Annotated in this window: 15 protein-coding genes; 12 read left to right on the top strand and 3 right to left on the bottom strand. The window is 65.6% G+C overall.

From position 1 onward, the window contains the following. Positions 1 to 336 carry a type II toxin-antitoxin system RelE/ParE family toxin gene (locus tag AC3A6X_RS29855; protein WP_487845561.1) on the bottom strand — a complete coding sequence of 112 codons (336 nt, stop codon included), beginning with the start codon at positions 334 to 336 and terminating at the stop codon, positions 1 to 3. A gap of 192 nt (positions 337 to 528) precedes the next feature. Here AC3A6X_RS29855 and AC3A6X_RS29850 point away from each other — a divergent pair, with 192 nt between their 5' ends. The 7 genes from AC3A6X_RS29850 to AC3A6X_RS29820 all read left to right on the top strand — a co-directional run bounded on the left by AC3A6X_RS29850 (position 529) and on the right by AC3A6X_RS29820 (position 5,569). After that, positions 529 to 852, top strand: coding sequence for a hypothetical protein (locus tag AC3A6X_RS29850; RefSeq protein WP_487845560.1), 324 nt, complete (start codon positions 529 to 531; stop codon positions 850 to 852). A gap of 36 nt (positions 853 to 888) precedes the next feature. Then, entirely contained in the window at positions 889 to 1,293 is a 405-nt protein-coding gene (gene tnpA, locus AC3A6X_RS29845) for an IS66-like element accessory protein TnpA (RefSeq protein ID WP_487845559.1), read from the top strand. Beyond that, entirely contained in the window at positions 1,290 to 1,637 is a 348-nt protein-coding gene (gene tnpB, locus AC3A6X_RS29840) for an IS66 family insertion sequence element accessory protein TnpB (RefSeq protein WP_487845558.1), read from the top strand. The genes tnpA and tnpB overlap by 4 nt, the downstream gene beginning before the upstream one ends. A gap of 71 nt (positions 1,638 to 1,708) precedes the next feature. Beyond that, complete coding sequence (tnpC, locus tag AC3A6X_RS29835; RefSeq protein ID WP_487845557.1) at positions 1,709 to 3,274, top strand: IS66 family transposase; 1,566 nt, start codon at positions 1,709 to 1,711, stop codon at positions 3,272 to 3,274. A gap of 2 nt (positions 3,275 to 3,276) precedes the next feature. Beyond that, positions 3,277 to 3,858: a plasmid pRiA4b ORF-3 family protein gene (locus AC3A6X_RS29830; RefSeq protein ID WP_487845556.1), complete on the top strand. Its 582-nt coding sequence runs from the start codon at positions 3,277 to 3,279 to the stop codon at positions 3,856 to 3,858. Between the two features lie 19 nt (positions 3,859 to 3,877). Next, the gene (locus AC3A6X_RS29825; protein ID WP_487845555.1) at positions 3,878 to 4,114 is read left to right on the top strand and encodes a hypothetical protein; all 237 of its coding nucleotides are present in this window, start codon (positions 3,878 to 3,880) and stop codon (positions 4,112 to 4,114) included. 153 nt (positions 4,115 to 4,267) lie between these two features. Continuing rightward, a complete protein-coding gene (locus AC3A6X_RS29820) occupies positions 4,268 to 5,569 on the top strand; it encodes a MarR family winged helix-turn-helix transcriptional regulator (RefSeq protein WP_487845554.1) in 1,302 nt (433 codons plus the stop codon). 311 nt (positions 5,570 to 5,880) lie between these two features. Here AC3A6X_RS29820 and AC3A6X_RS29815 read toward each other — a convergent pair whose 3' ends face one another. Then, a complete protein-coding gene (locus tag AC3A6X_RS29815) occupies positions 5,881 to 6,639 on the bottom strand; it encodes an alpha/beta fold hydrolase (RefSeq protein WP_487845553.1) in 759 nt (252 codons plus the stop codon). 102 nt (positions 6,640 to 6,741) lie between these two features. After that, positions 6,742 to 7,680 (bottom strand): LysR family transcriptional regulator, encoded by a 939-nt coding sequence (locus AC3A6X_RS29810; protein ID WP_487845552.1) that lies wholly within the window; start codon positions 7,678 to 7,680, stop codon positions 6,742 to 6,744. A gap of 245 nt (positions 7,681 to 7,925) precedes the next feature. Here AC3A6X_RS29810 and AC3A6X_RS29805 point away from each other — a divergent pair, with 245 nt between their 5' ends. The 5 genes from AC3A6X_RS29805 to AC3A6X_RS29785 are packed head-to-tail and all read left to right on the top strand — an operon-like array spanning position 7,926 to position 12,404. Then, a complete protein-coding gene (locus tag AC3A6X_RS29805) occupies positions 7,926 to 9,119 on the top strand; it encodes an aromatic ring-hydroxylating oxygenase subunit alpha (RefSeq protein WP_487845551.1) in 1,194 nt (397 codons plus the stop codon). Further along, positions 9,116 to 9,631, top strand: a complete 516-nt coding sequence (locus tag AC3A6X_RS29800; protein WP_487845550.1) for an aromatic-ring-hydroxylating dioxygenase subunit beta — start codon at positions 9,116 to 9,118, stop codon at positions 9,629 to 9,631. The genes AC3A6X_RS29805 and AC3A6X_RS29800 overlap by 4 nt, the downstream gene beginning before the upstream one ends. Before the next feature lie 45 nt (positions 9,632 to 9,676). Beyond that, positions 9,677 to 10,660 carry a Bug family tripartite tricarboxylate transporter substrate binding protein gene (locus tag AC3A6X_RS29795; RefSeq protein WP_487845549.1) on the top strand — a complete coding sequence of 328 codons (984 nt, stop codon included), beginning with the start codon at positions 9,677 to 9,679 and terminating at the stop codon, positions 10,658 to 10,660. 14 nt (positions 10,661 to 10,674) lie between these two features. Continuing rightward, positions 10,675 to 10,995 carry an NIPSNAP family protein gene (locus AC3A6X_RS29790; RefSeq protein WP_487845548.1) on the top strand — a complete coding sequence of 107 codons (321 nt, stop codon included), beginning with the start codon at positions 10,675 to 10,677 and terminating at the stop codon, positions 10,993 to 10,995. Between the two features lie 35 nt (positions 10,996 to 11,030). Continuing rightward, positions 11,031 to 12,404, top strand: coding sequence for an MFS transporter (locus AC3A6X_RS29785; protein WP_487845547.1), 1,374 nt, complete (start codon positions 11,031 to 11,033; stop codon positions 12,402 to 12,404).

The following is a 12,404-nucleotide window of genomic DNA, read 5'->3' as shown; positions in this document are numbered from 1 at the left end:
TCACCTCGCCAATCGTTTGCGTCGTTTGTAGGCCGCCCAGCGGGCCTGCGCTGACTCAATATCACGCTGCTGTCGCTTCTTGGTGCCGCCGGCCAGCAGGATGACCAGCACGTCGCCATCGCGGCCAAAGTACACCCGATAGCCCGGTCCAAAATCCAGCCGATACTCCAGCACCCCCTCGCCGACGCCTTTGACATTGGAAACGTTCCCCTGTTCGATGCGCGCCAGCACGACCGTGACCTTGGCTGCCGCGACAGCGTCCAGGCGGGAAAACCAGTCCGCGAAGGGACTTGTGCCGTCTTCGTCGAGGTACTCACGGACATCCAGTGCGGTCATTGGTATCACATATGTTACCATCAATCCAAGCCAGGAGCGATCACGTTGGGAAGGTGGTAAATCGAAGGGCTTATAGTCCGGACGGTCGCACCGGCCTACCCTGCTTCTTGTTCCGACTGGCTCAAGTCCCTGCGCAGCGCTATCCTGATCGTGCCGTCAGTGATCGCTCCTGGCCAAGATGCCGATTGCGAGATGGACGAGCAGCCACCCATGACTCGAAACCCATTCGCAGGCGCTTGGCGCATCATCTGGATGAGTGCCTGGGATCAGGACTACGTGGACATGGACGTTACCGGCCACATCACCTTTGGCGCCGGCCGGTCCGGGTCCTTCCAGTTCGGCATGACGCAGGGGCAAATGGACTGGCGGGACGGCGAGCCTCGAGCGCACGGTGTCGAGTTCACGTGGCACGGCTTCGACGAAGGCACCGAGCACACGGGGCGCGGGCACGCCCGAAGTAAGCGGTGCCTCGGGGCCCTCTGTTCAGATCGCCAGCCGATGAGCACGATCGTCTGATCGAGCGCACCTGCGATGGTGTGCATCAAGGCGGTAATGCACATCATGAACGATCGAGTCACTCGAGGCGCCCGTGGGCGGCGCGAACACAGCCCGGAGCTGAAGCGCGAGCTGGTTGCGCGAAGCCTGCTGCCTGGCGCGTCCGTGTCGGCAATCGCATTGGACGCCGGCATCAACGCGAATCTTCTGTTCACGTGGCGCCGCGCGCAGCGCAATTCGGCTGGCCAAACCCCGGGGCCGTCAGCGCCCGTGCTGCTGCCGGTATCGATCGAGGCGCCGCAAGGAGTCGATGTCGTCGCGCCCACACCGGCGCCACCGGCGGGTCGCCCCGCAACCGGCACGATCGAGATCGACATCGGGGGCTCTCGTGTGCGCCTTCGCGGTGTCGTCGATGACGCGACCGTCCGCTGCGTTCTGCAGTCGCTGCGCGGCGCCGCATGATCGGCGCGCCGGCCAACACGCGCGTGTGGATCGTCGCTGGCCACACCGACATGCGCAAGGGCTTCGACGGCCTGGCCGCGATGGTGCAGACCGCTCTCGCGGCCAACCCGTTCTGCGGCCACGTCTTTGTCTTCCGCGGTCGACGCGGCGACATTCTCAAGGTGTTGTGGTTCGACGGTCAGGGACTGATCTTGCTGTCCAAGCGGCTGGAGCGCGGTCGCTTCGTCTGGCCGCAGGCAACGTCTGGCAGCGTGTCGCTGACGCCCGCGCAGTTGTCGATGCTGCTCGAAGGCATTGACTGGCGCATGCCGATGCGCACGCACGAGCCGGAACTCGCTGCCTGAACCACTGTATGAACTCGGCTCGGGGATGGCCCCGATGTCGAGGCCTGTTGAGCCGGGCACAGTAGATTCCTGTGCCGACCACTTCGAACCCGCCCCACACCGTCGATTCGCTGCTGCGCGTCGTCGAGGCGTACGAGGCAGAAGTGGCGTTACTCAAGTTGATGATCGACAAGCTCAAGCTGCAGGTACTGCGGCGCGATCGTGCACGATTCGGAGCGTCCAGCGAACAGATGGACAGCCCTCAGATCGCCCTGATCGAAGGCCAACTACTGGATGAACTTCTGAGGTCCAGGACGCCCCCGGAGAAGAGCGCTGCCAACACGCCAGAGCCCGATCGCAAGTTGCCGGCGCACCTGCCGCGCGACACGAAGACCTATCGCCCCGAGACGACCCCCGACCACCATGACGCGAACGGTCAGCAATGCGGCTGCATCGCTTGCGGTGGCCGACTGCGCCTCATCGGTCAGGACGTCTCCGAGCAGCTCGAGTACCTTCCCGCGCACTTCAAGGCGATCCGCCATATCCGGCCGAAGCTCGCGTGCGTGGCCTGCGAGACGATCTTCCAGGCCGCCGCGCCAAGCCGGCCAATCGCGCGCGGCGTCGCCGGGCCGGGGCTCCTTGCGCATGTCATGGTCTCGAAGTATTGCGACCACATTCCCCTGTACCGGCAGAGCGGTATCTATGCTCGCGACGGCGTGTTCATCGATCGCTCCACGATGGTCGGATGGGTCGACCAAGGCGACGAATTGCTCGACCCGCTGGTGGCCGCACTCGGGCGCTACGCGCTGGCGGGAGCGAAGGTGCATGCCGACGACACGCCGGTGGGCGTCCTCGACCCGGGGCGCGGGCGCACCAAGACAGGACGGCTGTGGGTCTACGTGCGAGACGATCGCCCGGCCGCGAGCCAGGATGCACCGGCTGTCTGGTTCCAATACTCGCCTGATCGCAAGGGCGAGCATCCGCAGACGCACCTCAAGAACTTCACCGGCATTCTGCAGGCCGACGCCTACGGAGGTTGGGGCAAGCTGTACGGCAGCGGCCGCGTCACGGAAGCTGCTTGCTGGGCACACGCGAGACGACCATGGTGGGATCTGCACCTGAGTCTGGGACGAGCGCCGGGCTCGGTGGCCGAGCAGGCGCTCAAGCGCATCGCTGCCTTGTACTCGGTCGAAGCCGACATCCGCGGCCAGCCGCCCGACGAGCGACGACGGCAGCGCCAGGCACGCGCAGGCCCGTTGCTCGACGAGTTGCACGACTGGCTGAGCGCCATGGTGGGCCGTGTGTCGGCGAAGTCGGAGATCGCCGCCGCCATCGGCTACTCGCTCACGCGCTGGAAGGCGCTGACGCGCTACGTCGACGACGGCCGCATCGAGATCGATAACAATGCCGCCGAGCGCGCGCTGCGCGGTATCAGCCTCGGCCGCAAGAACTACCTCTTTATGGGGTCGGACGCGGGAGGCGAACGCGCTGCGGCGATCTACAGCCTCGTGGAGACGGCCAAGCTCAACGGGATCGATCCCGAGGCCTATTTGCGCGATGTGCTGACGCGCATCGCCGACCATCCCATCAATCGCATCGACGAGTTGCTGCCGTGGAACATCGGCCGACGCGCCGGCGACCAACGAGAAGCAGCCTGAGCATGGCGACCAAGGTACATCGGATCAAGACGTCCCCGGCAATCCTCCAACTGCACATCGAGTTGCGCGGCACGAAGCCCAAGGTCTGGCGCCGCGTGCTGGTGCCCGAGACGATAACGTTGCTCAAGCTTCACCTGGTCATCCAGGCCGCGTTTGGATGGGGCCACTCGCACCTGCACGAGTTCATCGCCGGCGACGGCGAGCGCTATGGAACGCCCGATCCGATGTACGACGATCCTGGCTCGATCACCAGCGAGAGCACGCGACTGACCACCGCCCTGAACCGGTCGACGCTGAGCTACGTCTACGACTTCGGGGACTACTGGGACCACCGCATCAAGGTCGAGAAGAAGCTCGCACCGGATCCGTTGCTGCCCCTGCCGTTCTGCGTCGGCGGCGCCTGCGCGACACCGCCCGAGGACTGCGGTGGCATTCCAGGCTACGCCGACTTCGTACAGGCCATGGCCGATCCCGATGACCCGGAGCACGAGAACTTGGCCGAATGGATCGGCGTGGAGACCTGGGATCCCAAGGCGTTCGATTCCACCGAGGCCAACGACCGCTTAGCCGCGATCAAGCTCTGACGCTGCCATGGCGCAATCGATGAAGAACATCGAGACGTTGATCGCCGATGGCGGTGACATCAACATCGGCGCGCTGCCACCTCACGAGTGCGCTGCCACAGCGGCCGACGGCAGCAACTGCCTGGCCATGCTCGTGCGCCGTGATGGCGAGACCTTCAATGCGCTGCTCAAGCGCCTGGACAAGGCGATCGGGATGGCTTGGTCGGACGACCTCTTCATTGATGAAGTCAACGACGGCGAGAGCGACCTGCTGTAGTCGCTACGAGGTTCGATCGTCAAGAGGGCCTTGGGCTCTCGCTTACCGCCCGAATCGTGGACGGTGAGTTGCAGGGGCACCTCTACTTTCACCTGGGCGAAGACTCGGCGTTCCGCGCCGAGCGACACCGGCGCGCCAGCGCAAGGCTGCGAGATGAGTGAATACCAGTACTACGAATTCGCGGCCATCGACCGCCCGCTTACAGCGGTCGAGATGGCGCAACTGCGCAAGGTCTCCACGCGCGGCCAGATCAGCGCCTCCAGCTTCGTCAACCACTATGAGTGGGGCGGGCTGAAGGCCGATCCTGCCAAATGGATGCGGTGCTATTTCGATGCCTTTGTCTACACGGCCAACTGGTGCAGTTGCCGCCTGTCCCTGCGCCTGCCGTTGACAACGTTTCGCGAGACGGATCTGAGGCCCTTTGCCGTCGCGCCTGCGTTGACCATCGAGGCCAGCGGGGAATACTGGATCATCGACTGGTCGCTCGACGAGAGCGAGAACTACGACCGCTTCGGCATGGAGGATGGCAGCGGCTGGATGTCGCGGCTGGCGCTGCTGCGCGAAGAACTGTTGCGCGGTGATCTGCGGCCCCTCTACCTGGGGTGGTTGGCCTCTGCCGGCCAGCTCGACGACGACGCGCTCGAGCCGCAGCCGCCTGCCGGGTTGTCAGAGCTGACGCTCTCCCAGCAGGCCTTGACCGAGTTCATCGAATGCGATCCCGACTTGCTTGCTGCCGCCGCCGCAGGAAGTCCGCACGCTCCCGCTGAGGGCTCGGCGCAAGACGCCGCCATCGACGCTTGGCTGGCCGGATGGTCGCGTGAGGAGATGGCTGCCGTGCTGAAGCTGATCGCGCTGGGCCAAGGTCGCGAGGCCGAGCGGCGGATCCGAACTCGGCATGCCACTTGGCTGCAGGCACAAAGGCCAGCGACGGCGGCGCCCGCACCGCGGCGCAGCCTAGCGCAACTGCGCGAACTCGCACGGTCGGCCTCGGGTGTGCGCCGGGAGCGCCAGGCGCACGAGCGCGCCGCCGAAGAGGCCGAAAGACGTCGGCAGCGCGAAGCGTGCCTGCGGCTGCTGATGGCTGACGGGGGCCAGCGGTGGGCTGCCGTTGATGCGTTGGCGAGGCGCGGTTCGGCGTCTGGCTACGCGCAAGCGGTGCGGGCGTTGACAGATCTGCCTGCCCGGCTGGCTCGCGCCTTGGCGGTGACCGCACCCAACATCACGGCGCTGCTGGATCGATTGGAGGCACGCGAGCTGATCGAACGCAAGACGAGTGACAACGACCGCCGCTCGCAGGTGCTGGCCGTGACGCAAAGGGGTGCGGAGCTGGCCCGCAAGGCGACGAGCCGTATCGTCGCGGCGGAGCACGCGGTGCTACCGCTCACGCCAGGGGAGCAGGCCATCCTTACAGAGTTGCTCCACAAGGTGGCCTGTGCGCGCGATTCGAGCCGATGATCGAAGGACCCAACAAGCCGTGATGTGCTTCCAGCGTCAAGGAAGCCCGAGCGTTCTCCTCGGGCTCGGATCAACGAGACCTGCAGGAAGGAAGCGGCGCGACTTGCTCAACAGCGATGCCCGTCCGGGCGGAGTGCAACGCATGCGCCACGGACCAAGCGCCGCTTCGACGGTCGTGCTTGCCGCGCCATCGGGGTGGGCGCACCGCTGACGCCGTCGGGCACGGCGCGCGATGCGAGCTCGCATTCGCGGCCGCACCCTCCAGCAAGGGACAGCCGCGCCCCCTCGTTGGACTGCTCCACCGGCTCGCCTCAGACGGGCAGCGTCCGAATCCAGTCGTCCAACAGCATGGCGAGCTCGCCGGGGATCTCCGCAGCACTGATGTGTGCGGCTTCAACTTCAACCACCCGCGCGCTCGCGATGTCTTCAGCCATGGCCCTACACATGGCAAGCGGCGTCGCCAAGTCTTGTCGGCCTGCGACGATCAGGGTTGGGATGTGTATCCGGTGGTTGCCAGGGCGCAGGTCCATGTCGGCAATGGCTTCGCATGTGCGCGTGTAGGCCATCGGATGGGTTCGCAGCAGCACGTCGCGCAGCTGCCCTGCCACGCTCTGCCCGGCCGGAGTCTGCCGGAACACAGGGGTGAGCCAGCGCTCGATGGAGCTGTCGGCGACCGCTTGCATGCCGCCTTCGCGCACCGCGAGGATCCGGGCGTCCCAGGTGCTGCGGTCGGGGTAGTGGGCCGCGGAGTTGAGCACTGCCAGTCCACGCAGCAGCGCAGGATGGCGTGCCGCGAGCGCCTGCCCCACCATGCCGCCGAGGGAGAGGCCCACGAACACCACGGGATCGCTCGACACCTCGCGTATCAAGTCTGCGGCGTCCTCGGCCAAGTCGTCGATGGTGAAGGGATCGAGGGCGCGCGTCGCCTCGCCATGCCCGCGGTGGTCGAAGCGCACCACGGTGCAGTGCGGGGCCAGCGCAGCGGCGACATCGGACCACATGCCGCGGTCCAACGCCAATGCATGGCTCAGGACCACCACGGGTCCTTGTCCTTCCTTGCTGAAGTTCATCGTGTGCAATTACCGTAACAGAGAACGGGCAGTCTACGTGCGCGCTTGCGTTTTTCCCATCGCCTGCAGCGATACGCAGTATCGGCGCCGCAGAGCTGCGCGCTAGACCCTCGCGTCGGGTCGCCCGTTGCGGTCGTAGGCGCGCGCCTGGAACATTGGGAACCGCCGGATCAGGACCTGGCGCAACCACTGGTTGGCGGGATCCGCATGGGCACTTCGATGCCAGTACAGGTTCACCTGGAATACCGGTGGCCTGAACGGCAGCGCGACCTGCTTGATGAGCGGGTGGTCGGCCACGAAGTCCGCGAGCGCCTGTGGCACGACCGCCACCGCGTCGCTGTCGGCCACGATGAAGGGCACGCTCATGAAGTGCGGCGAACGCAGGATCACGCGGCGCTTGATGCGACGCTTCTGCAGGAAGCGATCGAAGAGCTCCTGGCTTCGCCCCGTTGCCTCCACCACCACGTGGGGCAGTGTCGAGAACTGCTCCATGCTCATGCAGTCCCCCACGACCGAATGGCGCGTGCGCGCGATGCAGGCGAAGGAATGCAGGGCGATGCGCCGGTGCATGAATGCCGATCCCTTGATATCGGGGTAGTAGCCGGCGGCAATGTCGACAGTACCTGCGGCCATCTCCGCCTCGAGCTGGCGCGGCGCCATGAAGACAGATCGAAGGGTCATGCCCGAGGCGCTGGCCTGCAGGGCCTGCAGCACCGTGGGCAGGTAGATGCCCTCCGCGATGTCGGTGAGTGCAATGCGGAACTCGCGGCGCGAAGTCGCGGGATCGAACACGGGCGGCTTGAGAACCACATCGTCGATCGATCGCATGATGGCTCGCACCGATTCGGCGAGGTCTCTCCCCCGGCTGGTGGGCTCCATGCCCGAGGCGCCCCGCAGGAACAGCGGGTCGCCGAGCTGCTTGCGCAACCGCGCCAGCGCGGTGCTCAGACCGGGCTGGCTCATGCCCAACGCATGCGCGGCGCCGCCCACGCTCCTTGCTTCATAGACGGCCAGGAAAACGCGCAGCAGGTTGAGATCCATTCGTTGTGCAGGCCCTGCGCTCATCTGTTTCAAAGATATTGAGGATACAAGTCATCTTATCGACTTATCGATGGTCGCTCCCTAACATTTCCGAACTACTTCATTTCAGGCCATCTCCTCCTATGCAAACAGTCAGCCCAACACACCGCGACGCAAGCTGCGACGTCCAAGGCCAACCTTCCTGCGAAGCCGCTGTTGTCGCGCCGCCGGTCAGTCTTCGCTGGCCCAAGGAAGGTGCTGCGCGCGTGCCCTACAAGGTCTTTTCCGATGCCGGCATCTACGCACTGGAGCAGCAGAAGATCTTCCGCGGCCCGGTCTGGCACTACCTTTGCCTCGAAACGGAGCTGGACAAGCCGGGAGACGTCCGCACGACGTGGATCGGCGAGACCCCCATCATCGTGACGCGGGACGAGGAAGGCCACCTGCACGGCATGGTCAACCGATGCGCCCACAAGGGCGCGCTGGTCTGCCTCAAGAACAAGGACAACAAGAAGTCGCTGACCTGCGTGTACCACGCGTGGAACTACAACCTGGACGGGCGCCTGCGCGGTGTCGCCTTTCGCAACGGTGTCAAGGGCAAGGGCGGCATGCCCGAGGACTTCGATCTGTCGCAACACCGGCTGCAGCCCATCCGCACCGAAGTCATGGCCGGCATCGTATTCGGCACGTTCTCGGACCAAACGCCGCCGCTGGAGGAGTACCTCGGCGACCGGACGACGGCCTTCCTCAAGCGCAACATGGACCACCCGCTCAAGGTCCTGGGTACGCACAGCCAGATCATTCACAACAACTGGAAGCTGTATGCGGAGAACGTCCGGGACTCCTACCACGCCACCCTTCTGCACACCTTCTATACGACGTTCAAGGTGAATCGGCTGGACATGGACGGGGGCATCATCCTGTCGGACCGCAAGTGGCACCACATCAGCTACAGCAAGCGCGCGACGCTGGAGGCATCGGCCGAGTACATGCAGGCGCAGGTGCATTCGGCCCAGTACGGCTCGGAGCTCGAAGGCCCGGAGCTCCTCAAGGCCTGGGAAGGCTTCGACGACCAGATCACGCACAGCATCCAGACGATCTTCCCGACGCTGGTGATCCAACTCACGCTCAATTCGCTCGCGGTGCGATTCTTCGTGCCGCGTGGCGTCGACAAGACCGAGCTGTACTGGGTCTTTCTCGGCTACACGGGTGACACGCCGGAACAGGAAAAGATGCGGGTGATGCAGGGCAACCTGACCGGGGCGGCAGGCCTGGTGGCACTCGAGGACGGTTGCATCAACGCCTTCGTGCAGCGCGGCACGCGCGGCTCGGACGACAAGGCCTCCTTCATCGAGATGGGCGGCAAGACCGCCGAATCGAATGAATCGTCGCGCGCGACCGAGGCCGCCGTGCGCGGCTTCTGGCATGGGTACAAAGAGATCATGGGGTTCGACCAATGAGCGCAGCGGCAGCCGACGCCATTTCACTCGCGCGGGTCGTGCCGCAAGCACGGGAGCGCGACGAAATCGCCGATCTGCTCGAGCGCTATGTGCATACGCTCGACAACGGACGCGTCGATGAGTGGAGCGCATTCTTCGCCGACGACGCCATCTATCAGGTGACCACCCGAGAAAACGTGGAGGCGGGGATGCCGCTGGGCATTGTGCTGTGCGAAGGGCGCGGCATGATGGACGACCGCATCAAGGCCTTGAAGATCGCCAACATCTTCGAAAGCCACAGCTATCGCCATGTCGTCGGACGGCCGCTGGTCGAGGTCCTGGGCGATGGGAGCTACGCCCTGCGCTCATCCTTCGTCGTGTACCGGACCATGTACACCGGGCAGACGGATGTGTTCGCCACCGGCTGCTACGACGACGTGCTCAAGTCCGGGCCGCAAGGATTGCAGTTCGCGCAGCGGCGCGTAATTCTCGATTCGCGCGTCGTCGACACGTTGATGGTCTATCCGCTCTGACCCCTCCCACTCGATTTGCGCCACCCCACTGAGGAGACAAGAAACATGACCCACGGGATCACGCGCCGCAGGGCAGCTTTGGCCGTCCTTTGCACAAGCCTGCTGGCGGGCAACGGCACCGCACTCGCGGCAGACCCCTGGCCCTCCAAGGCCATTCGCCTCATCGTGCCTTACGCCCCGGGCGGTATCGGCGACATCGTCGCGCGCATGATCCAACCGGTGCTGCAGGATCAGCTCAAGCAGCCGGTCATCGTCGAGAACAAGCCGGGCGCCAGCGGCAGCCTCGGCACCGAGTACGTGGCGCGCAGCGCGCCGGACGGCTACACCCTGCTGCTCGCGCTGGCCGCGCCGCAGACGCTCAACCAATACATCTACAAGACAGGCTACGACGGGGTGAAAGACTTCGCCCCCATCACGCTGATCAACACCAATCCGATGGTGCTGATGGTGCACCCCTCGCTGCCGGTGCGCACGGTCGACGAATTCGTGCGCTACGCCAAGGCGAACCCCGGCAAGCTGAGCTTCGGCGGGGCGGGTGGCCTGACGAGCTTCGCCGGCGAGATGTTCAAGCACATGGCCGGGATCGACATGGTCCACGTGCCCTACCGCGGCGGCGCACCGGCAGTGGCCGCCACCGTCGCCGGTGACGTCCAGGTGACCTTCGCCAACTACTCCGACGCGCTGACGTGGATGAAGTCCGGCAGGCTGCGCGCCATTGGGATCACCAGCGCTCGCCGCACGGAGCAATCGCCCGACATTCCCACGATCGCCGAGTCGGGACTTCCCGCCTATGACGTGACGGGCTGGAGCGGTCTCCTCGCCCCGGCAGGCACGCCGCCGGAGGTCGTCGAGCGCATCGCAAACGTGCTGCGGCCAGCTCTGCAGGACCCGGCCATGCGTGCTCGGATGACCAACGTCGGCGCCGAATCGGGCGGGACTTCGCCCGCAGAGTTCGGAAAGCTGGTTGCGAACGACGCCCGCAAGTGGGAGGAGTTCGTGCGCCGCACCGGCATCAAGATCAATCCCTGAATCCAGGACAACCCATGATCCACGAACTGAAGCGCTACGAAGCCACCCCCGGAAACGCGCAGGCGCTGCGCGAGCGATTCGCCAACGTCACGATGCCGATCTTCCGGCGCCTGGGAATCAACGTGCTGCACTGCTGGCAAGCGGACGACAAAAACCAGAGCTTCTACTATCTTGTCAGCTTCCCTGACGACGCGGCACGCCAGGCTGCATGGCAGGCCTTCGGCAGCGATGCGGAGTGGAAGGCGGCCAAGGCCGCGAGCGAGACCGGCGGGCCGCTGCTGGCGACCCAGACGACGACATTGCTGCATCCCTGCTCGTTCTCCCCGGCGGCGTGAGTGCCACTGCGCCGGAAACGCCTGCCACCCGCACCATGAGCCGAAGGCTGCTCCCCGTCACCGTCGGCATCGCGTTCTTCATGGAGCAGTTGGACACCACGATCATCGCGCCGGCCATCCCGGACATCGCGCACAGCCTCAACGTCGATCCACTCAGCCTCAACCTGACGATGACGATCTACCTGCTGTGCAGCGTCGCCTTCATCCCGATGGGCGACTGGCTCGCGGCACGCTTCGGCACCCGCACCGTTTTTCAGGCGGCCGTGACGGGCTTCGCACTGAGCTCGCTGGCGTGTGCGCTGTCCGGCAGCGTCGAGATGCTCGTGGCGGGGCGGGCGATCCAGGGCGCCTCGGCCGCGCTCATGGTGCCCGTGGGCCGCACGTCGATCGTGCACGTGACGCCGAAGCCGCAGCTGGTCAGCGCCCTCGCGTGGATGATCACGCTGGCCATGATCGGGCCGCTTCTTGGCCCGGCGCTCGGTGGCCTGCTGACCACCTGGCTGTCCTGGCACTGGATCTTTCTCATCAACGTGCCGATCGCCCTGCTCTGCCTGATCTGCTCGCTGCGGATCTTCCCGCAGATCAGGCTGGCGTCCGACCAGGGCTTCGACCTGCTCTCCTGGGCGATGCTCGGCGGAATAATGGCCATCGTCATCGTGGTGCTCGAAGGCCTGCGTGATGGCCATGCCGACGGCCTCGCGTGGTTGGCGCCGATGCTGGTGCTGGCACTGGCCTATTCGTACCGCAGCCGCCGCTCCAGCGCGCCGATTCTGAGCTTCTCGCTGCTGCGCGTGCCGACCTTCGCGGCTTCGTTCTGGTCGGGCTCGCTGCTGCGTGTCGGGTATGGGGCCCTGCCCTTCCTGCTGCCGCTGATGCTGCAACTCGGCCTCGGCTATACGCCCGTCGAGAGCGGGCTCGTGCTGGTGGCCAGCGGCGCGATTGCCCTGGCTACCAAGACCCAGACCACGCGGCTGCTGCGCAGCTGGGGCTTCCGTCGCGTCATGCTGGTCAATGGCTCCCTGTGCGTGCTGGCTCTGATGGCCTGCGCGCTGTTCCGCACGCAATGGAGCATGGGGGCAGTCGCGCTCACGGTATCCATCGCCGGCTTCTTTCGCGCCGTACAGTTCAACGCGGTGACCGCCATCGCCTATGCCGATCTGCCCGCACAACGAATCGGCGCCGCAACCACGCTCAACACGATGGTGCAGCAGTTGGCCATCATGGTGGGTATCGCACTGTCCTCAGCCGTCGTTGCCGTCTCGGCACGGTGGGGCGGCCGCAGCGATGCGGCGCCGATCGATTTCAGCATGGCCTTCCTCTGCGTCGCCCTGATCGGTGCCCTGGCAACGCCGGCCTGCCTGCGCCTGCGCCGCGATGCAGGCAGCCAATTGAGCGGGCATGGAGCGTGA

Source organism: Variovorax sp. Soil_C_12 (assembly GCF_057657375.1).
The sequence above is the reverse complement of the archived record's forward strand: the minus strand, read 5'-3'. Positions and strand labels throughout refer to the sequence as shown.

Bases quoted from the DNA above. Each gene is read 5' to 3' on its own strand.
- AC3A6X_RS29820 (WP_487845554.1), top strand. From the start codon at position 4,268: ATGAGTGAATACCAGTACTACGAATTCGCGGCCATCGACCGCCCGCTT.
- tnpA (WP_487845559.1), top strand. From the start codon at position 889: ATGCACATCATGAACGATCGAGTCACTCGAGGCGCCCGTGGGCGGCGC.
- AC3A6X_RS29815 (WP_487845553.1), bottom strand. From the start codon at position 6,639: ATGAACTTCAGCAAGGAAGGACAAGGACCCGTGGTGGTCCTGAGCCAT.
- AC3A6X_RS29795 (WP_487845549.1), top strand. From the start codon at position 9,677: ATGACCCACGGGATCACGCGCCGCAGGGCAGCTTTGGCCGTCCTTTGC.
- AC3A6X_RS29800 (WP_487845550.1), top strand. From the start codon at position 9,116: ATGAGCGCAGCGGCAGCCGACGCCATTTCACTCGCGCGGGTCGTGCCG.
- AC3A6X_RS29830 (WP_487845556.1), top strand. From the start codon at position 3,277: ATGGCGACCAAGGTACATCGGATCAAGACGTCCCCGGCAATCCTCCAA.
- AC3A6X_RS29785 (WP_487845547.1), top strand. From the start codon at position 11,031: ATGAGCCGAAGGCTGCTCCCCGTCACCGTCGGCATCGCGTTCTTCATG.
- tnpB (WP_487845558.1), top strand. From the start codon at position 1,290: ATGATCGGCGCGCCGGCCAACACGCGCGTGTGGATCGTCGCTGGCCAC.
- AC3A6X_RS29850 (WP_487845560.1), top strand. From the start codon at position 529: ATGGACGAGCAGCCACCCATGACTCGAAACCCATTCGCAGGCGCTTGG.
- AC3A6X_RS29790 (WP_487845548.1), top strand. From the start codon at position 10,675: ATGATCCACGAACTGAAGCGCTACGAAGCCACCCCCGGAAACGCGCAG.
- AC3A6X_RS29825 (WP_487845555.1), top strand. From the start codon at position 3,878: ATGAAGAACATCGAGACGTTGATCGCCGATGGCGGTGACATCAACATC.
- AC3A6X_RS29855 (WP_487845561.1), bottom strand. From the start codon at position 336: ATGACCGCACTGGATGTCCGTGAGTACCTCGACGAAGACGGCACAAGT.
- AC3A6X_RS29810 (WP_487845552.1), bottom strand. From the start codon at position 7,680: ATGGATCTCAACCTGCTGCGCGTTTTCCTGGCCGTCTATGAAGCAAGG.